Source organism: Streptomyces sp. NPDC052701, from assembly GCF_040678355.1.
Taxonomy (GTDB): Bacteria; Actinomycetota; Actinomycetes; order Streptomycetales; family Streptomycetaceae; genus Streptomyces.
The window spans coordinates 14,282-33,579 of sequence record NZ_JBFATO010000004.1; the positions used below are offsets into that span (position 1 = coordinate 14,282).

The 19,298-nt window shown below is 74.5% G+C and carries 13 protein-coding genes and 2 pseudogenes; 9 read left to right on the top strand and 6 right to left on the bottom strand.

Annotated elements, in window-relative coordinates:
• Positions 1–247 precede the first annotated feature (247 nt).
• From AB0L29_RS06830 to AB0L29_RS06840, 3 genes are all read left to right on the top strand, one after another.
• Positions 248–1,702, top strand: a complete 1,455-nt coding sequence (locus tag AB0L29_RS06830) for an FGGY family carbohydrate kinase (RefSeq protein ID WP_365824114.1) — start codon at positions 248–250, stop codon at positions 1,700–1,702.
• A 103-nt stretch (positions 1,703–1,805) separates the two neighbouring features.
• A complete protein-coding gene (locus AB0L29_RS06835) occupies positions 1,806–3,539 on the top strand; it encodes an ABC transporter ATP-binding protein (RefSeq protein ID WP_365824116.1) in 1,734 nt (577 codons plus the stop codon).
• On the top strand, positions 3,539–5,467 hold the full coding sequence (locus AB0L29_RS06840) for an ABC transporter ATP-binding protein (RefSeq protein ID WP_365824118.1): 1,929 nt from the start codon (positions 3,539–3,541) through the stop codon (positions 5,465–5,467). Before AB0L29_RS06835 ends, AB0L29_RS06840 begins: the two co-directional genes overlap by 1 nt.
• A 59-nt stretch (positions 5,468–5,526) precedes the next feature.
• On the opposite strand, the pseudogene AB0L29_RS06845 reads toward AB0L29_RS06840, so the two are convergent.
• The 5 genes and pseudogenes from AB0L29_RS06845 to AB0L29_RS06865 all read right to left on the bottom strand — a co-directional run bounded on the left by AB0L29_RS06845 (position 5,527) and on the right by AB0L29_RS06865 (position 12,672).
• Positions 5,527–6,850 (bottom strand): annotated as a pseudogene (locus AB0L29_RS06845) (sigma-70 family RNA polymerase sigma factor).
• 149 nt (positions 6,851–6,999) lie between these two features.
• Positions 7,000–8,919, bottom strand: a complete 1,920-nt coding sequence (gene dnaG, locus AB0L29_RS06850) for a DNA primase (RefSeq protein ID WP_365824120.1) — start codon at positions 8,917–8,919, stop codon at positions 7,000–7,002.
• A 38-nt stretch (positions 8,920–8,957) separates the two neighbouring features.
• On the bottom strand, positions 8,958–10,223 hold the full coding sequence (locus tag AB0L29_RS06855) for an FAD-dependent oxidoreductase (protein WP_365824122.1): 1,266 nt from the start codon (positions 10,221–10,223) through the stop codon (positions 8,958–8,960).
• Positions 10,224–10,391: 168 nt separating this feature from the next.
• Complete coding sequence (locus AB0L29_RS06860) at positions 10,392–11,684, bottom strand: deoxyguanosinetriphosphate triphosphohydrolase (RefSeq protein WP_365824124.1); 1,293 nt, start codon at positions 11,682–11,684, stop codon at positions 10,392–10,394.
• A 139-nt stretch (positions 11,685–11,823) separates the two neighbouring features.
• The gene (locus AB0L29_RS06865; protein ID WP_365824126.1) at positions 11,824–12,672 is read right to left on the bottom strand and encodes a sirohydrochlorin chelatase; all 849 of its coding nucleotides are present in this window, start codon (positions 12,670–12,672) and stop codon (positions 11,824–11,826) included.
• A 211-nt stretch (positions 12,673–12,883) separates the two neighbouring features.
• On the opposite strand from AB0L29_RS06865, the gene AB0L29_RS06870 reads away from it, so the two are divergent.
• The 5 genes and pseudogenes from AB0L29_RS06870 to AB0L29_RS06890 all read left to right on the top strand — a co-directional run.
• Positions 12,884–13,570, top strand: coding sequence for an ElyC/SanA/YdcF family protein (locus tag AB0L29_RS06870; protein ID WP_365824127.1), 687 nt, complete (start codon positions 12,884–12,886; stop codon positions 13,568–13,570).
• Between the two features lie 114 nt (positions 13,571–13,684).
• A complete protein-coding gene (locus AB0L29_RS06875) occupies positions 13,685–15,868 on the top strand; it encodes a molybdopterin oxidoreductase family protein (protein ID WP_365824129.1) in 2,184 nt (727 codons plus the stop codon).
• A gap of 34 nt (positions 15,869–15,902) precedes the next feature.
• Positions 15,903–16,346, top strand: coding sequence for a gamma-glutamylcyclotransferase family protein (locus AB0L29_RS06880; protein ID WP_365824131.1), 444 nt, complete (start codon positions 15,903–15,905; stop codon positions 16,344–16,346).
• 248 nt (positions 16,347–16,594) lie between these two features.
• The gene (locus AB0L29_RS06885) at positions 16,595–17,128 is read left to right on the top strand and encodes a hypothetical protein (protein WP_365824132.1); all 534 of its coding nucleotides are present in this window, start codon (positions 16,595–16,597) and stop codon (positions 17,126–17,128) included.
• Positions 17,129–17,258: 130 nt separating this feature from the next.
• Positions 17,259–17,453, top strand: a pseudogene (locus AB0L29_RS06890) (class F sortase); the annotation flags it as partial.
• Here the strand turns inward: AB0L29_RS06890 and AB0L29_RS06895 are convergent.
• Complete coding sequence (locus tag AB0L29_RS06895) at positions 17,394–17,828, bottom strand: helix-turn-helix domain-containing protein (RefSeq protein WP_365824134.1); 435 nt, start codon at positions 17,826–17,828, stop codon at positions 17,394–17,396. The pseudogene AB0L29_RS06890 and the gene AB0L29_RS06895 sit on opposite strands and share 60 nt — an antisense overlap.
• Positions 17,829–18,034: 206 nt before the next feature.
• Between AB0L29_RS06895 and AB0L29_RS06900 the strand changes: the two genes are divergently transcribed.
• Positions 18,035–18,877 carry an NAD(P)-binding domain-containing protein gene (locus AB0L29_RS06900; protein WP_365824664.1) on the top strand — a complete coding sequence of 281 codons (843 nt, stop codon included), beginning with the start codon at positions 18,035–18,037 and terminating at the stop codon, positions 18,875–18,877.
• Positions 18,878–19,298 lie beyond the last annotated feature (421 nt).

Genomic DNA, 19,298 nt, shown 5'->3' on the forward strand with positions numbered 1-19,298 from the left:
CGCTCCGCCCCGCGGGGCCCCAGCCCCCCCCCGCCCGCGGGCGTCAGCGGGGGGAACCCCAAACCCACTTGGATATACCGGCCCCCCCCCCCGCCCCCCCCCCCCCCCACCCCCACCCCCCCGCCAGGCCCTGGCCCCCGCGACACGCGCCGTCGAGGGCCCCGGACACCGTCCCGGGGCCCTCGACGGCGTCCGGGGACGGCCGCGGCGACGCGTCCACCCCCTCCCGTGCGGCAGAATTTTGGCCATGGGGATAGTCGCCGGGTTGGACAGTTCGCCCGATTTCACTCGTATCGTCGTCTGCGACACGGACACGGGGGCCGTGCTCCGGCAGGGATACGCGCCGCACCCGGTGGAGACGCCGGAGGGCGGGGCGCGGCCGGCCGACGTCGATCCGCAGGCCTGGCTGCTGTCCCTGGGCGAGGCGGCGGGCGGCGGGCTGCTGGAGGGCGTGCAGGCCATCGGCGTGTCCGCGCAGCAGAACGCGGTGGTGCCGCTGGACGCGCAGGGCAACACCGTGCGGCCCGCGATGGTCGGCAGCGACAAGCGGACGCAGGTCGCGGCGGCCGATCTGATCGACGCGCTGGGCGGGCGCGAGGCCTGGGCGCAGGCGGTGGGGTGTGTGCCGCAGGTGGCGCAGCCGGTGACCAAGCTGCGCTGGCTGGCCCGCACCGAACCCGACAACGCCCTGCGCACGGCCGCCCTGCTCCAGGCGCACGACTGGCTGGTGTGGCAGCTGCTCGGACGGCCGGTCAGGAGGACCACCGACCGGGGCGGGGCGTCCGGCACCGGGTACTGGTCGGCGGCGACCGGCACCTACCGGCCCGACCTGGTGGAGCTGGCGCTCGGGCGCCAGGCGGTGCTGCCGGAGGTGATCGGCCCGGCCGACGCGGCCGGCACGACGCCGGAGGGGCTGCTGATCTCCGCCGGGACCGGCGAGACGATGGCGGCGGCGTTCGGGCTCGGCCTCGGGCCGGGCGACGCGGTGGTCTCGCTGGGTGCCTCGGGATCGGTCATGGCCGTGCATCCCGAGGCGCTCGCCGACGGGAGCGGGATGATCACCGCGCTGGCCGACGCGACCGGCATGCATCTGCCGGCCGTCACCACCCTGAACGCCGTACGGGCCCTGCGCGGGGCCGCCGAGCTGCTGGGGCTGCCCGATCTGGAGACCCTGTCCGACCTGGCGATGAAGTCGACGCCCGGGGCGCACGGGCTGGTGCTGCTGCCCTATCTGGAGGGTGAGCGCACGCCCTACCTGCCGCACACGGCGGGGACCCTGGCGGGGCTCAGGCGTGAGTCGATGAAGCCGGAGCACCTGGCGCGGGCCGCGTTCGAGGGCATGCTGTGCGGGCTCGCCGACGCGCTGGACGTGCTGCGCGGCCGGGGCGTGGAGGTGCGGCGCGTCTTCCTGCTCGGGCCGGCCGCGGAGCTGCCCGCCGTGCAGGCCGCGGCGCCCTCGCTGTTCGGGACGCAGGTCGTGGTGCCGCAGCCCGCCGACTACGCGGCGATCGGCGCCGCCCGGCAGGCGGCCTGGGCGTTCGGGGTGTCCCGGGGCACCCTCGACCCGCGCACCCCGCCGGCCTGGCAGGGCGCGGTCGCCCAGGTGCTGGAGCCCGGCGAGGAACTGGCGGTGGGTCAGGCGGTGCGCCAGCAGTTCGTGTCGGTGCGGGAGCAGACCCATCCGGGGGCGTTTGGGGGGTGACCGGCACCACCGCCGGATTAATCGGTTGAGGTAACGCGGGTGGAGTGTTCGACGATGGGGGCCAAGGCACCTCCCCCCGATCGCCGACTCCGAGAGAAGCAGCGTGCTCATACGACTCCTGCGGGCCCACCTCAGGCCGTACCGCAAACCCATCGCCCTGCTGGTACTGCTGCAGTTCCTGCAGACCTGCGCCACGCTCTACCTGCCCACGCTGAACGCGGACATCATCGACCGCGGTGTCGTGCGCGGGGACACCGGCTACATCCTCGGCTACGGCGCCCTGATGATCGGCATCTCGCTGGTCCAGGTCGTGTGCAACATCGGTGCGGTGTACCACGCCGCCCGTACCGCGTCGGCGCTCGGCAGGGACGTGCGGGCCGCCGTGTTCGACCGGGTGCAGTCGTTCTCGGCGCGTGAGGTCGGCCACTTCGGGGCGCCCTCGCTGATCACCCGTACGACGAACGACGTCCAGCAGGTGCAGATGCTGGCGCTGATGACGTTCACGCTGATGGTGTCGGCGCCCATCATGTGCGTGGGCGGGATCGTGATGGCACTCGGCCTGGACGTGCCGCTGTCCGGGGTACTGGTCGCGGTGGTACCGGTGCTGGGCATCTGCGTGACGCTGATCGTACGGCGGCTGCGCCCGCTGTACCGGGCCATGCAGGAGCGGCTGGACACGGTGAACCGGGTGCTGCGCGAGCAGATCACCGGCAACCGGGTGATCCGCGCCTTCGTCCGGGACGAGTACGAGCAGCGGCGCTTCGGGAAGGCCAACGCCGACCTCACCGACATGTCGACGGGCACCGGCAACCTGCTGGCGCTGATGTTCCCGGTGGTCATGACGGTGGTGAACCTGTCGTCGATCGCGGTGGTGTGGTTCGGCGCGCACCGCATCGGCAGCGGCGCCATGGAGATCGGCGACCTGACCGCGTTCCTGGCCTACCTCATGCAGATCGTCATGTCCGTGATGATGGCCACCTTCATGTTCATGATGGTGCCGCGCGCGGAGGTGTGCGCCGAGCGCATCCAGGAGGTGCTGGACACGGAGTCCAGTGTCGTGCCGCCCGCCGCGCCCGTGCGCGAGCTGCGCCGGCACGGGCACCTGGAGCTCCGCTCGGCGGGCTTCCGGTATCCGGGGGCCGAGGAGCCGGTGCTCAAGGGGATCGACCTGGTCGCCCGGCCGGGCGAGACCACCGCCGTCATCGGCTCGACCGGCAGCGGCAAGTCGACGCTGCTGGGGCTGGTCCCCCGGCTGTTCGACGCGACCGACGGGGAGGTCCTCGTCGACGGCGTGGACGTGCGCGGCATCGACCCGGTGGTGCTGGCGAGGACGGTCGGGCTGGTGCCGCAGAAGCCGTACCTGTTCGCGGGCACGGTGGCCACCAACCTGCGCTACGGCAATCCCGGCGCCACCGACGCGGAGCTGTGGCACGCGCTGGAGGTGGCGCAGGCCAGGGAGTTCGTCGAGCGGCTGGAGGGCGGGCTGGACGCGCCGATCGCGCAGGGCGGGACGAACGTCTCCGGCGGTCAGCGGCAGCGGCTGGCCATCGCCCGCACGCTGGTGCAGCGCCCGGAGATCTACCTCTTCGACGACTCCTTCTCCGCGCTGGACTACGCCACGGACGCGGCGCTGCGCGCGGCCCTGTCGCGGGAGACCGCGGAGGCGACCGTGGTGATCGTCGCCCAGCGGGTGGCGACCATCCGGGACGCCGACCGGATCGTGGTCCTCGACGAGGGCCGGGTCGTCGGCACGGGCCGGCACCACGAACTGATGGCGGGCAACGAGACCTACCGGGAGATCGTGCTCTCCCAGCTGACGGAAGCGGAGGCTGCCTGATGGCGGGGCCGATGGGGCGGATGATGGCCGGGGGCGGCCCCGATCAGCGCTCGATGGACTTCAAGGGGTCGGGCAGACGGCTTCTCGCCCGGTTCCGGCCGGAGCGGCTGACCATCTACGCGCTGCTGCTGTGCGTGGTCGTCAGCGTCGGCCTCAGCGTCCTCGGGCCGAAGATCCTCGGCAGGGCGACCGACCTGGTCTTCGCGGGGATCGTCGGGCGGGAGATGCCGGACGGGGCGAGCAAGGAGCAGGTCCTCGACTCCATGCGCGAGCGCGGCGAGGGCGACGTCGCCGACATGCTGCGCAGCACGGACTTCACCCCGGGCGAGGGCATCGACTTCACCGCCGTCGGGAACGTGCTGCTGGTCGCGCTGGCCGTGTTCGTCGGGGCCGGTGTGCTGATGGCGGGGGCTACGCGGCTGGTGAACCGGGCCGTCAACCGGACCATGTACCGGATGCGCGAGGACGTGCAGACCAAGCTGTCGCGGCTGCCGCTGTCGTACTTCGACGAGCGCCGGCGCGGCGAGGTGCTCAGCCGGGCCACCAACGACATCGACAACATCGGGCAGACGCTCCAGCAGTCGCTGGGCCAGCTGATCAACTCGCTGCTGACCATCGTCGGCGTGCTCGCGATGATGTTCTACGTCTCCTGGATCCTGGCGCTGGTCGCGCTGGTGACCGTGCCGCTGTCGTTCGTCGTCGCCACCCGCGTGGGCAAGCGCTCCCAGCCGCACTTCGTGCAGCAGTGGCGCACGACCGGCAGGCTCAACGCGCACATCGAGGAGATGTACACCGGGCACGCCCTGGTGAAGGTGTTCGGGCGGCAGGAGGAGTCGGCGCGGCAGTTCGCCGAGGAGAACGAGGCGCTGTACGAGGCCGGGTTCCGGGCGCAGTTCAACAGCGGGGTCATGCAGCCGCTGATGTTCTTCGTGTCGAACATCAACTACGTGCTGGTGGCGGTCGTCGGCGGCCTCAGGGTCGCGTCCGGCGCGCTGTCCATCGGTGACGTGCAGGCCTTCATCCAGTACTCGCGGCAGTTCTCCATGCCGCTGACGCAGGTCGCGTCGATGGCGAACCTCGTGCAGTCCGGTGTCGCGTCCGCCGAGCGGGTCTTCGAGCTGCTGGACGCCGAGGAGCAGGAGGCGGACCCCGAGCCGGGGCTGCGGCCCGGGGAGCTGCGCGGGCGGGTGGCGCTGGAGCACGTGTCGTTCCGGTACGACCCCGACAAGCCGCTGATCGAGGACCTGTCGCTGACGGTGGAGCCCGGCCGGACGGTCGCGATCGTCGGCCCGACGGGCGCGGGCAAGACGACCCTGGTCAATCTGCTCATGCGGTTCTACGAGGTCACCGGCGGGCGCATCACCCTCGACGGCGTGGACATCGCGCGGATGTCCCGGGACGAACTGCGCGCCGGGATCGGCATGGTGCTGCAGGACACCTGGCTGTTCGGCGGCACCATCGCCGAGAACATCGCCTACGGGGCCGCCCGGGAGGTCACCCGCGGGGAGATCGAGGAGGCGGCGCGGGCCGCGCACGCCGACCGGTTCATCCGGACGCTGCCCGACGGCTACGACACGGTGATCGACGACGAGGGCAGCGGGGTGAGCGCCGGTGAGAAGCAGCTCGTCACCATCGCGCGGGCGTTCCTGTCCGACCCGGTGATCCTGGTGCTGGACGAGGCGACCAGCTCCGTCGACACCCGCACCGAGGTGCTGATCCAGAAGGCGATGGCGAAACTGGCGCACGGGCGGACGGCGTTCGTCATCGCGCACCGGCTGTCGACGATCCGGGACGCCGACACCATCCTCGTGATGGAGAACGGCTCGATCGTCGAGCAGGGCTCCCACGCGGAGCTGCTCGCGGCCGGCGGCGCCTACGCCCGGCTGTACCGGGCGCAGTTCGCGCAGGCGGTGGCCGAGGTGGACTGAGGGCGCCGCCGGCGCCGGGGTGCCGCTGCGGCCGCGTGTGCCGCGGCGGCACCGCGCGTTCAGTCCAGGTAGCCCCGCAGCTGGTCCGCGAAGGCGTGGTCGCGCAGCTTGTTGAGGGTCTTGGACTCGATCTGCCGGATGCGCTCCCGGGTCACGCCGAAGATGCGCCCTATCTCCTCCAGGGTGCGGGGGCGGCCGTCGGCCAGGCCGTAGCGGAGCTGGACCACCTTGCGCTCGCGTTCGCCGAGGGTGGAGAGCACCACGTCCAGGTGCTCCCGGAGCAGCAGGAACGCCGCCGACTCCACCGGGCTGGCCGCGTCGCCGTCCTCGATCAGGTCGCCGAGGGCGACGTCGTCCTCCTCGCCCACCGGGGCGTGCAGCGACACCGGCTCCTGGGCCAGGCGCAGCACCTCGCTCACCCGCTCCGGCGGCAGGTCGAGGTGGGCGGCGACCTCCTCGGGCGTCGGCTCGCGCCCCCGCTCCTGCAGCATGCGGCGCTGGACGCGGACGACCCGGTTGATCAGCTCCACCACGTGGACGGGGACCCGGATCGTGCGGGCCTGGTCGGCCAGCGCGCGGGACATGGCCTGGCGGATCCACCAGGTGGCGTACGTGGAGAACTTGTAGCCGCGGGCGTAGTCGAACTTCTCCACGGCCCGGATGAGGCCCAGGTTGCCCTCCTGGACCAGGTCGAGCATGGTCAGGCCGCGGCCGACGTACCGCTTCGCCACGGAGACGACGAGCCGCAGGTTCGCCTCGATCAGGCGGCGCTTGGCCATGCGGCCCATGACGACGAGCCGGTCCAGGTCGAGGGCGAGCCGGCTGTCGAGGTCGGGGGTGAGCCGCAGTTTCTCCTCGGCGAACAGGCCGGCCTCGACGCGGCGGGCGAGTTCGACCTCCTCGGCCGCGGTGAGCAGGGGGATGCGGCCGATCTCGCGCAGGTACTGGCGGAACAGGTCCGAGGAGGGGCCGCCGGTCTCGGCGCGGGCGGGCTGCGCCTCGACGGGCTCGACGGGTTCGGCGGGCTCGGTGGGCTCGGTGGGTTCGGCGGGCTCGGCGTCCCGCGCGCCGGCCGGCGGTTCTGCCGGCTCGTGCGGCTGGGTCCCGGGGTGGTGCACGGCACGGCCCTGCGCGGGCACGGCGACGAGAACGCCGCTTCGCGCGTCGGGTTCCGCGCCGTCCGTACGGGTGTCGGTCTGGACGAGGGTCTGGGTCTGCACGGGGGGCGACCTCCAGGATGATCGCTGCTGAGGTGTGCGGCAGCGGTACTTCGGGAGCGGAGTCGGCGGCCTCGCCGCTGTCCGTCCCGTACGCGATGAGCGGAACCGCGGGGGTCAGGGATCCGCAGGGGACGGATCGGCCGCGCTCCGAGGACTCAGGCACCGCAACCCAGTGTGGAGTAAGACACATCGTCGCCACGAGGGGCGTGCGGTGACTTTTTGCGTCCGGTCCGTGACCGCGTGGTTACTCCCACCGGACGGGTGAGCGGCCCGGCGGACCCGAAACAGCTCGAATCGCGGACCGAACGGGCCTCAGAGCGCTGCCGCGCCGTGCTCCCGCAGGGCCTGGTCGTACTGCTGGAGGACCCACAGCTCGTTCTGCACGGCGGCCAGCCGGGCCGGATCGCCCTGGGAGCCGAGGCGGGTGAGCTGACTCTGGATGTCGCGGACCCGGCGCTCGACGGCGCGGCGGCGGACGGTGACCAACTGGGCGCCCGCGTAGGTCTCGTCGACCTCCTTGACGCCCCTGTGCAGCATGATCGCCTCGACCGCGAGCTCGGTGACCATGGCCCGGACGGTGTCGTCGGGGGCGGCCTCGCGGACCCGGACCAGGTAGTCCTGCGGGTCCTGCACGCCCAGTTCGGCGCCGCCCGCGTCCGCGATGGCCTGGCGGACGGCCGCGTAGGGCGGGGCGGTGAACTCGTCGACGCCGTACGCGTCGAAGGCCGGGGAGACCAGCTCCGGGCGCTGGAGGGCGAGTTTGAGCAGCTCCCGCTCGGTGGCGTGGACGGGGTTGCGCAGGTTGAGGGCCGGGCCCCGGGAAGCGGACCGGGCGGGGCCCGCGTACTGCTGCGGGGCGTGCTGGTGCCGGTCCGGCGCCGGTCCCCTGCCGCCGCGCTCGCGGGCCCAACGGGCCAGCTGCGCCACCCGCTTGACCACGAACTGGGTGTCGAGGATGCCGAGCATGCCCGCGAGCTGGACGGCGACCTCGTGCTGGGCGCCGCTGTTCTTGATGCGGGCGACGACCGGGGCGGCCTCGTCGAGGGCAGCGGCGCGGCCCGCGGGGGTGTCCAGGTCGTAGCGGCTCACGATCTGGCGCAGGGCGAACTCGAAGAGCGGGGTGCGGGGTTCGACCAGGTCCGCGACCGCCTCGTCGCCCTTGGCCAGGCGCAGGTCGCAGGGGTCCATGCCGTCGGGGGCGATGGCGATGTAGGTCTCGGCGGCGAACTTCTGGTCGTCCTCGAAGGCGCGCAGGGCCGCCTTCTGGCCGGCCGCGTCGCCGTCGAAGGTGAAGATCACGCGGGCGCTGCCGTTGTCCATCAGCAGCCGGCGCAGGATCTTGATGTGGTCGCCGCCGAAGGCCGTGCCGCAGGTCGCGATGGCGGTGGTCACGCCGGCGAGGTGGCAGGCCATGACGTCGGTGTAGCCCTCGACGACGACCGCGCGGGAGGTCTTGGCGATCTCCTTCTTGGCCAGGTCGATGCCGTACAGCACCTGGCTCTTCTTGTAGATCGCCGTCTCGGGGGTGTTGAGGTACTTGGGGCCGTTGTCCGCCTCGTACAGCTTGCGGGCGCCGAAGCCGACGACGTCGCCGCCGATGTCCCGGACGGGCCACATCAGACGGCCGCGGAAGCGGTCGATGGGGCCGCGGCGGCCCTCCTGGGAGAGGCCGGAGAGGATCAGCTCCTTGTCGCTGAAGCCCTTGCCGCGCAGGTAGCGGGTGAGGTGGTCCCAGCCCTGGGGGCTGTAGCCGACGCCGAAGTGGACGGCGGCGGCCTGGTCGAAGCCGCGCTCGGCGAGGAAGAGCCGGCCGGCCTCGGCCTCGGGGGAGGTCGCGAGCTGTTCCGCGTACCACTCGGCGGCGATCTTGTGGGCCTCGACCAGGCGGATGCGTTCGCCGCGCTGGTGGGCGGGGTTGTACCCGCCCTCCTCATAGCGCAGGGTGATGCCGGCCTGGGCGGCGAGGCGCTCGACCGCCTCCGAGAAGGAGAGGTGGTCGATCTTCATCACGAACGTGATGGTGTCGCCGCCCTCCTGGCAGCCGAAGCAGTGGAAAAGCCCCTTGGCGGGGCTGACCTGGAAGGACGGCGACTTCTCGTCGTGGAACGGGCACAGCCCCTTGAGGTTGCCGCCGCCCGCGTTCCGCAGCTGGAGGTACTCGGACACGACGGCGTCGATCGGGACCGCGTCCCGTACCGCCTTCACGTCCTCGTCGTTGATCCGTCCTGCCACGCGTGAATTCTACGGGGACGGCGGGGCGGTCCCGCCGCTCACGAGGCCAGGCGGTCCAGCGGGACGTGCGGGTCCGCCAGTGCCTCGGTGTCCACCCGGGCCCCGGAACGGATCAGCCGCTGGATCCGGTCCGTGACGTCCCACACGTTCACGTTCATCCCGGCCAGCACGCGTTCCTCCTTCACCCAGAACGCGATGAACTCCCGCCTGCCCGCGTCCCCCCGGACCACCACCTCGTCGTAGCTGCCCGGGGGCGCCCAGCCGGAGTACTCCATGCCCAGGTCGTACTGGTCGGAGAAGAAATAGGGCACGCGGTCGTAGGTCACGTCGCGGCCCAGCATCGCGCGGGCCGCCGCCGGGCCGCCGTTGAGCGCGTTGGCCCAGTGCTCGACGCGCAGCCGGGTGCCGAAGAGGGGGTGCGGGAAGGAGACGACGTCGCCCGCGGCGTGGATGTCGGGGTCGGAGGTGCGCAGCCGCTCGTCGACGACGACGCCGCCGCCCTGGGAGGGGCCGGCGATCTCCAGGCCGGCCGCCTCCGCCAGACCGGTGCGCGGGGCCGCGCCGACGGCGGCCAGGACGTCGTGCGCGGGGTGCTCCTCGCCGTCGTCCGTGCGGGCCGCGAGCACCACGCCGTCCTGGCCGACGATCTCGGTGAGCCGGACGCCGAAGTGGAAGCGGACGCCGTGCTCGCGGTGCAGCTCGGCGAAGAGCTGGCCGAGCTCGGGGCCGAGCACCGCGTGCAGCGGGGTCGGCTCGGGCTCCACGACGGTGACCTCGGCGCCGTACTCGCGGGCCGCCGCGGCGACCTCCAGGCCGATCCAGCCGGCGCCGGCGATCACGAGGTGGCCGTTGTCGCGGCCGAGGGAGGCGAGGACGTGCCTGAGGCGCTCGGCGTGGGCGAGGCGGCGCAGGTGGTGCACGCCGGCCAGGCCGGTGCCGGGGACGTCCAGGCGGCGGGGCTCGGCGCCGGTGGCCAGCAGCAGCTTGTCGTAGCGGACGAGGGTGCCGTCCTCGCCGAAGCGGACCGTCTTCGCCGTCCGGTCGATGGCGTCGACGGTCCGGCCGAGGTGCAGTTCGACGTCGTTGCGCGCGTACCAGGCGGGTTCGTGCACGAAGACGCTGTCGCGCTCCTCCTTGCCGAGCAGGTAGCCCTTGGACAGGGCCGGGCGCTCGTAGGGGTGGTCCCGTTCGTCGCAGATCAGTATCACGCGGCCGGTGAAGCCCTCCGCCCGGAGCGTCTCGGCCGCCTTCGCGCCGGCCAGGCCGCCTCCGACGATGACGAATGTCTGATCCGCGTCGACCACTTGTCGCCTCCTGCCGGGGTGTCCGGGGGGTGTCGTCCCGGGGAACACTGTGGATGCCGCCACCTGCGAGCGTCCCGCACGGAGCGTGATGCGGGAAGGGGGAGTGGCCCGATCAGGCCACGGAGGGTCACCTTCGGGCGGGTGCGTGCCCCTGGTGTCCCGCCCGTCTCACCGCCGCCCCGTCAGACGGGCGTGGAGGGAGCGGGCCGAGGCGTCGGTGAGGGAGGCGATCTGGTCGACGATCACGCGCTTGCGGGCGCGGTCGTCCGCGGCCCGGTCGAACAGGGCGCGGAACTGCGGGTCCAGCCCGTGCGGGGCGCGCGCGGTGAGGGCCTCGGCCAGCTCCAGCACCACGACCCGCTGGTCGGCGCGCAGCCGCTCCTGCTCGGCGCGCTGCATCACGTACAGGTCGGCGACCGCCTTGAGGACGGCGCACTCCAGGCGCGCCGGGCGCGGGACGACGAGTTCGGCGGTGTACCGGGTCAGCCGCCCGCCGCCGTACGCTTCCCGGGTGGCGGTCTCGGCGGCCAGGCAGAAGCGGCCGATGAGCTGGCTGGTGGCGTCCTTCAGCCGGGCCTGGGCGACGGCCGTGCCGTCGTAGCCGTGCGGCCACCACGGCTGGTCCTGGAGCCGGTCGAGGGCCTCGGCGAGCTCGGCGGGGTCGGTGTCCGCGGGGACGTACCGCGCGACGGCGACCGCGAAGACCTCCCGGCGTTCGGGCCCGGCGTGCAGGCAGCCGGGGTCGATGTGGCCGGCGTGCAGGCCGTCCTCCACGTCGTGCACCGAGTAGGCGACGTCGTCGGACCAGTCCATGACCTGTGCCTCGAAGCAGGTGCGGGTGCCGGGCGCCTCCTTGCGGACCCAGTCGAAGACGGGCCGGTCGTCCTCGTAGACGCCGAACTTGGAGGAGGCCGGGTCGGTGGGGTGGGCGCCGCGCGGCCAGGGGTACTTGGTGGCGGCGTCGAGGGTGGCGCGGGTGAGGTTGAGGCCGACGCTGACGAGGTCCCCCGACTCCGGGTCGGCGACGAACCTCTTGGGTTCGGTGCGGGTGAGCAGGCGCAGGGACTGGGCGTTGCCCTCGAAGCCGCCGCAGTCCGCGGCGAACTCGTTCAGGGCCTGTTCGCCGTTGTGGCCGAAGGGCGGGTGGCCGAGGTCGTGGGAGAGGCAGGCGGCCTCGACGAGGTCCGGGTCGCAGCCGAGGGCGGCGCCGAGTTCGCGGCCGACCTGGGCGCACTCCAGGGAGTGGGTGAGGCGGGTGCGGGGGCTGGCGTCCCAGGCCGGGCCCATGGTGCCGGGGGTGACGACCTGGGTCTTCCCGGCGAGGCGGCGCAGGGCGGCGGAGTGCAGGACGCGGGCGCGGTCGCGCTGGAAGGCGGTGCGGCCGGGGCGTTTGTCGGGCTCTGCGGCCCAGCGTTCCGCTGACGTGGGGTCATAGCCGGTGTGGGGTGCGGTGCCTTCCATGTCTCGACAGTACGGGCAGGGGGTGACAATCCGGTGCCGCCGCGTGTGCCGGGCGGGGTTTCGGGCGGGTGCGGGGGTGTGTACGGCTTGGCGCGCGGTTCCCCGCGCCCCTCTTCAGGGGGCGTCCCCGCCGGTGCCGTCAGGCCGGGGCCAGGGCCGGGGTGGTGGTCGCCGGGGTTGTGAGGGTCCGGTCGTAGCGGTGGAGGAGGAGGCGGGCCATCGACGGGTGGGTGCCGAGGGGGGCCGAGACGATGCCGGGGGCGGCCTCGGCGCACTCGGCGGCGAAGCGGCCGGGGGCGGTGAAGCAGGAGGCGACGGCGACGCGGCGGCGGCCCCGGGCCGCCAGGGCGCGGACGGCCTCGGGGACCGTGGGCGCGGCGGCGGAGGCGTAGGCGGGGACGACGGGGACGCCGAGGCGGTCGGCGAGGAGCCGGGCGGTGCGGCCGGTGTCGGTGCGGGACTCGGGATCGCGGGAGCCGGCGGCGGCGAGGACGACACCACCGGTGCGGCGGGTGTCCTCGTCCGTCCGGGCCGGCCAGCCGGCCTCGGCCAGCCGGGCGTGCAGGGCGTCGACGAGCAGCGGGTGCGGGCCGAGCGGGGCGGCCACGCGGGTGCGGGCCCGGGCGGCGGCGGCCATCTCCGGGATGTCCTGCTTGACGTGGTGGCCGCGGCTGAGCAGCAGCGGGACGAGCACCGCCTCGGCCTCCCCCAGGGCGGCGAGCGTGTCGGGCAGCAGCGGCTCGTTCAGCTCGATGTGCCCGAGGTGCACGGGCAGGCCGGGGCGCAGCTCGCGCACCCGGTCCAGGAGCTCCCGCACGGTGCTCAGCGCGCGCGGGTCGCGGCTGCCGTGCGCGACGACGACGAGGGCGGGCGGGGCCGGGCGGCGGCCGTGGGGCGGGGGGACACGGCCGAGCCGGCCGGTGAGCCGGGTGCTGATCCGCCGCATGAGGTCCGCCGTAGGGCCGGGGGTGCTGTTCGTCGCCTTCATGCACCGATGGTGGCGGCGGCACGTTGCCTTCCCGTTGCACGGGAATGACGGGTGTTTTCCGGGGCTTCACGGTGGGGTGTCCGGGCTGTGTGAGGTGGTGTGACCTGTGGTTTCACCGTCCGGAGTGAAGCCTGTCACGGGGGCGCGGGGGAACCGGGGGCCCCGCCGGGGCGTTCTTCGGGGCGAGGGCCGACCGGGGAGGGGGCGTCCGATGCGCCGTTGGAGAGCCGTGCGGCCGCGGTTGCCGCGCACCCGCGCCGGGCGGCGGCGGCTGGTGCAGGCGGTCATGGCCGTGTGCGTACTGGCGCTGCTGCCGGCGACCTGGCTGCACGCGGTGGCGGACGACCGGCTGCGGCCGGCGGCCGGCGTGCCGCGCACCGACGTGGCGGTGGTGTTCGGCGCGGGCCTGTGGGACGGGGAGCCGTCGCCGTACCTGGCGCACCGGCTGGACGCGGCGGTTCGGCTGTACCGCGCGGGGCGGATCGAGGTGGTCCTGGTCACCGGCGACAACAGCCGGGAGGACTACGACGAGCCCGACGCGATGCGCGCCTACCTGACCCGGCACGGCGTCCCGGACGCCCGCGTCGTCAGCGACTACGCCGGCTTCGACACCTGGGACTCCTGCGTGCGCGCGAAGAAGGTCTTCGGCGTGGACCGGGCGGTCCTGATCAGCCAGGGCTTCCACATCCGGCGGGCGGTGGCGCTGTGCGAGGCGGCGGGTGTCGCCTCGTACGGCGTCGGGGCCGCCGACCGGCACGACGTCACCTGGTATTACGGGGGCGTCCGGGAGGTCCTCGCGGCGCACAAGGCGGCCTTCGACGCGGTCGTGCGGCCGGACCCCCGGTTCCTCGGCCCGCGGGAGCCCGGCGTGGCGCGGGCGCTCGCCGCCGGGCGGTGAGGCGGGGCGCTCGCGGCGCCTCACGCCGGGCCGGCGGCGGCGGGGAGGTGCCCGTGCCGGTCGCGTAACAGGGGGCCGTCCCGCACGTAACACGGCCGGACCACGCTGAACGGCATGCAGAACTCCGCGACGCCCACGCACTGCCCGTACTGCGCCCTGCAGTGCGGGATGAATCTGACGCCCTCGGCCGACGGGACCGTCGAGGTGAGCGAGCGGACGGACTTCCCGGTGAACCGGGGCGCGCTGTGCGGCAAGGGCCGTACGGCGCCGGCGGTGCTCTCGTCCCGGGTGCGGCTGACCTCCCCGCTGGTGCGCTCCGGGGGCACGCTCGCGCCCGCCTCCTGGGACGAGGCGCTGGACCGGGTCGCCGAGGGGCTCACGCGCACCCGTGCCGGGCACGGGCCGGACGCGGTGGGGGTGTTCGGCGGGGGCGGGCTGACCAACGAGAAGGCGTACGCGCTGGGCAAGTTCGCGCGGATCGTGCTGGGCACCTCGCAGATCGACTACAACGGCCGGTTCTGCATGTCGTCGGCGGCGGCGGCCGGGACCAGGGCGTTCGGGCTGGACCGCGGGCTGCCGTTCCCGCTGGAGGACGTCCCGCGGACCGGCTGCGTGATCCTGGTCGGCTCCAACCTCGCGGAGACGATGCCGCCGTCGCTGCGCTTCCTCACCGAGCTGAGGGAGAACGGCGGCACGCTCGTCGTGGTCGACCCGCGCCGCACGAGGACCGCCGAGCACGCCGACCTGCACCTCGCGCCCCGCCCCGGCACCGACCTGGCGCTCGCACTGGGCCTGCTGCACCTGGTGGTCGCCGAGGGCCGGGTGGACGAGGAGTACGTCCGGGAGCGCACGGCCGGCTGGGAGGAGGCCCGGGCGGCGGCGATGGCGCACTGGCCGGAGTACGTGGAGCGGATCACGGGGGTGTCCGTTCCCCAACTGCGCGAGGCGGTCCGGCTGTTCTGCGAGCCGGAGCACGCGATGGTGCTCACCGCGCGCGGGCCCGAGCAGCAGTCCAAGGGCACCGACACGGTGGGCGCGTGGATCAACCTGTGCCTGGCCACCGGCCGGGCGGGCCGCCCGCTGTCCGGGTACGGCTGCCTGACCGGGCAGGGCAACGGGCAGGGCGGGCGCGAACACGGCCAGAAGGCCGACCAGTTGCCCGGCTACCGCAAGCTGACCGACCCGGCGGCACGACGGCACGTGGCCGGGGTGTGGGGCGTGGACCCCGACACGCTGCCCGGTCCGGGGCGCAGCGCGTACGAGCTGCTGGACGCGCTGGGCACCGACATCAGGTCGCTGCTGGTGATGGGGTCCAACCCGGTGGTGTCGGCGCCGCGCGCCGCGCACGTCGAGGAGCGGCTGAGGTCGCTGGACTTCCTGGCGGTGTGCGACGTGGTGCTGTCGGAGACGGCGGCGCTCGCGGACGTCGTCCTGCCGGTCACGCAGTGGGCGGAGGAGAACGGCACCACCACCAGCCTGGAGGGCCGGGTGCTGCTGCGGCGCCAGGCCCTCACCCCGCCCGAGGGCGTCCGCAGCGACCTGCACGTCCTGCACGGGCTGGCCGCCCGGCTCGGCGTGGAGAAGGGCTTCCCGACCGACCCGGAGGAGGTCTTCGAGGAGCTGCGCCGGGCGAGCGCGGGAGGCCCGGCGGACTACTCGGGGATCACCTACCGCAGGCTCGCGGAGGAGAACGGGGTGTTCTGGCCGTGCCCGGCGCCCACCGGGGCGCCCGAGGGCGGGGACGCCGCGTCGGACGGGCCGCCGCCCGGCGGTCCCGGCCGGGAGGCGCCGGCTCCGCACCCGGGCACCCCGCGCCTCTTCCTCGACCGGTTCGCCACCGAGGACGGCAGGGCGCGCTTCGTGCCCGTCTCGCACCGGCCGGTCGCCGAGGAACCGGACGACGAGTACCCCGTGCTGCTGACCACCGGGCGGGTGGTGGCCCAGTACCAGTCCGGTGCGCAGACCCGGCGCGTGGCGGAGCTGAACGCCGCCGCGCCGGGCCCGTTCGTGGAACTCCATCCGCGCCTGGCGGCACGCCTGGGCGCGGCGGAGGGCGACCCGGTGGCCGTGGTGTCGCGCCGCGGCCGGGCGGTCGCCCCGGCCCGCATCACGGCCGGCATCCGCCCGGACACGGTCTTCATGCCCTTCCACTGGCCGGGCGAGGGCCGTGCCAACACGCTCACCAATCCCGCGCTCGACCCGGTCTCGCGGATGCCGGAGTTCAAGGCGTGCGCGGTGCGGCTGGAGGCGGTGGGGACGTCGGAGATCACGGAGACGACGAAGACGACGGGGCCGTAGAGCGCCCTGCGCGTGAGGGGGGAGAATCGTTTCCGTGAGGCCCTCGTCCGCACTCCCCCCGCTGCCCTGTCTCCCCTTCTTCGTCTACGGCACCCTGCGCCCCGGCGAGGCCAACCACCGCCTCTTCCTGCGCGGCCGGACCCGCCGCGAGGAGCCCGGGCGGCTCGGGGGCGCGGTGCTGTACGACGGACCCGGTTACCCCTACGCCGTCGAGGAGCCGGGCGGGGTGGTGCGCGGGGAGCTGGTCACCGCGCTGCCGCAGGACTACGCCGGACTGCTGGCCGAGCTCGACCGGCTGGAGGAGTACGTGCCGGGGTCGCCGCGGAACCTGTACGAGCGGGTCGGGCGGGAGGTGGTCCGCGACGCGGACGGCAGTGCCGTCCGGGCCTGGGTGTACGTCGCCGCGCCCGCCGTGGCCGCCCGGCTGCGCTCCCGGGGGAGGCCGATCGAGGGCGGCGACTGGCGGGCGCGGCGGTAGACGCGGCGGTGGACGCGGCCCCGTGCGGGGCGGGTCACCCGTTCACACCCGCGCCCCCGCGGTTTTCCGCGACGCACCCGACGCGCGCCCCTGACCTGCCGAAACGGCGGCGAGGAAGGCTCCGTCGGCTTGCGCGCGGCACCCGTTCCCCGCATTTCTGACGAGTCGTCAGAAAGCGGCCCGGCTCCGCCGGCCCTTTCCTCTGTAAGGCAGGGGCACGAACGACTCGACAGCTCGAAGGAGCACCGATGCGACGTACCGTCCGGCTGCTGACCGGTACCGCTCTCGCCGTCGTCGCCGCGGGCCTCCTCACCGCCCCCGCGTACGGCACCGGTACCGGTACCGGCACCGGCGGTCTCGGGGTGCACCCGTCCTCCGTCGTCCCGGGCGGCCAGGTCACGGTGGGCACGGCCGCGTGCGGGGACGGCGGCACGGCGGCGGGCGACGCCGGCGCGGTGGGGGCCGGTTCCTTCACCCTGGCGCCCGGCAGCCACGGGCGGGACGCGGCCGGGCGGTTCAGGGTGCCGGCGGGCGCGCAGCCGGGGACGTACGAGATCGTCGCGACCTGCGCCGGGGAGGACCGGCGGGTGACGGGCGACCTGGTGGTCACGCTGACGGCCCCGCGCGAGCAGGTCCATCCGAGGGGAAGCGTGAAGACGGGGGTCGGCGGCGCACTGGGCCCCGATCCCGTGCAGACCGCGGCCGGTGTGGCGGCCCTCGCCGTCGCCGCCGCGGGCGGTACCTGGCTCCTGCATCGCCGGGCGAGAGGCGACGGGATCTGACGGACACCCTCCGCTGTCCGTCCGCCGGTACCGCATGTCCCCACCCCCTCCGGGTCCGACGCCCCTCGCGGCCCGGAGGGGGGCACGGGGACGAGCTCCAGGAAGGGCGGGAGAGGTTCGGGAGGGGGGCCGGCGGGACGGCGGCGTCGCCGCGTTCGCCGTGGACGCCGTCGAGGTGTACGACGTGCGGGACTTGCCCGACGCGACGGTGTACGGGGCGGCCGGGCGGCCCGGGCCGCGGGGCGGCACCTGCGGCGGCGGCTCCTCACGCGCCGCCGGCCACCAGGGGAACGTCGTGGTCTTCGCGCGCCCGACGGGCGGTCGCCGAACGCCCGCCGGGCGCCGGGCCGCCGCCCGCACCGCCGCGGTACGCGTCCCCCAGGACGTGCTCGCGCCCCCACGCCCCGAGCGGCTCCAGCGCCTCGTTGAGGGCGACGCCCCGGGGCGTCAGCGAGTACTCCACGCGGGGCGGCACCTCCTCGTACTCCTCGCGGTGCACGATGCCGTCGGTCTCCAGCTCCCGCAGGTGCGAGGCGAGTACCTTCTCCGTGATCCCCGGCACCTCCCGGCGCAGCTCGCCGAAGCGGCACGGCCGCACGGCCAGCGCCCACAGGATGAGCACCTTCCACTTCCCGCCGATCACGTCCATCGCCGCGTCGACCCCGCACACATACGTCCCCGGCCGCCGTACCGTCGCCATGCCCGGACCTCGTCCCCTTCGTCTGCCTGGACCCTTCCCCCGGAGTAACCACCCACTTCGAAGTACGTACTTGAGCAGGCCGTCCTCCCGCGGCGAGCCTGATCGCCATGACCGACAACACCGTCTCCCCCACCGCGTCTTCCCTCCGGGCCCCCTCCCCCGGCCCCGCCTCCCGCGCCCCCGTCACCCTGCTCGGCACCGGCGCCATGGGCGCGGCCCTCGCGCGGGCCTGGCTCGCCGCCGGCCACCCGGTGACCGTCTGGAACCGCACCCCCGCCCGTGCCGAGGCGCTGGCCGCCGAGGGCGCGGCGGTCGCCGCGACCGCCGCCGAGGCGGTGGCGGCGAGCCCTCTCGTGGTCGCCTGCCTGCTCGACGACGCCTCCGTCGGCGAGGCCCTCGAAGGATGCGACCTGGCCGGGCGTGACCTGGTCGACCTCACCACCGGTACGCCCGCGCAGGCCCGGGCCCGGGCGGCCTGGGCCGAGGCGCGCGGCGCCCGCTTCCTGGACGGCGGGATCATGGCCGTCCCGCCGATGGTGGGGGACCCCGGGTCCGGCGGGTACGTCCTGTACAGCGGTTCCGCCGCGCTCTTCGAGGAGCACCGGGACACGCTCGCCGTCCCGGCCGGCGCCCGGTACGTGGGAGAGGACCCGGGGTTCGCGGCCCTGCACGACGTGGCGCTGCTGAGCGCGATGTACGGCATGTTCGCCGGCGTCTCGCACGCCTTCGCCCTGATCCGCCGGGAGGACATCGCCCCCCGGGACTTCGCGCCGCTGCTGGTGTCCTGGCTCGGCGCGATGGCCCCGGCCGCGTACCGGAGCGCCGAGCGCCTGGAGAGCGGCGACTACACCGGGAACGTGGTCTCCACCCTCGCGATGCAGGTCGCGGGCAGTGCCACGCTGCTGCGGACGGCCGAGGAGCAGGGCGTGAGCCCGGAACTGCTGACGCCGTTCCTTGACCTGATGGCGCGCCGGCTCGCCGGCGGCCAGGGCGACGAGGACCTCACCGGGGTGATCGACCTGCTCGACCTGCGGCAGGACGCGGCCTAGGGCCTGTCGTCGAACTCCCGTCGTCCGCCCGGAGGGCGGGCCCCGCGGTGTCGGGTGCGTGCTTCCGGCATGCCGGGCGCGGACCCTCGTACTGGATGTACCCGGGTCTGCGCCCGGTGCTGCAAGAGGGCGTGCAGGGCGTCGCGGGGCAGGCGGGAGTCCGACGACAGGCCCTGGAGAGCCCGCCGCCCGCGCTCCGGGTCCGCCGCCGGCGGGACGGTCCGTACGAAGCGGCTGCCCCTCGGCGGGGCCGCGCGGGCGCCCGGCACGCCGCGATCGGCCGGTCCGGCGGTCACCGGACCGCCGCCGTGCGGGCGGTCCCGGGGACGGCGCGGCCGCCCCGGGGCCGCCGCGCGCCCTCACACCCGCCCCCCGCCCCCGCTGAGGGCAGCGTTCCGCACGGGAAACAGAGGGGATGCCG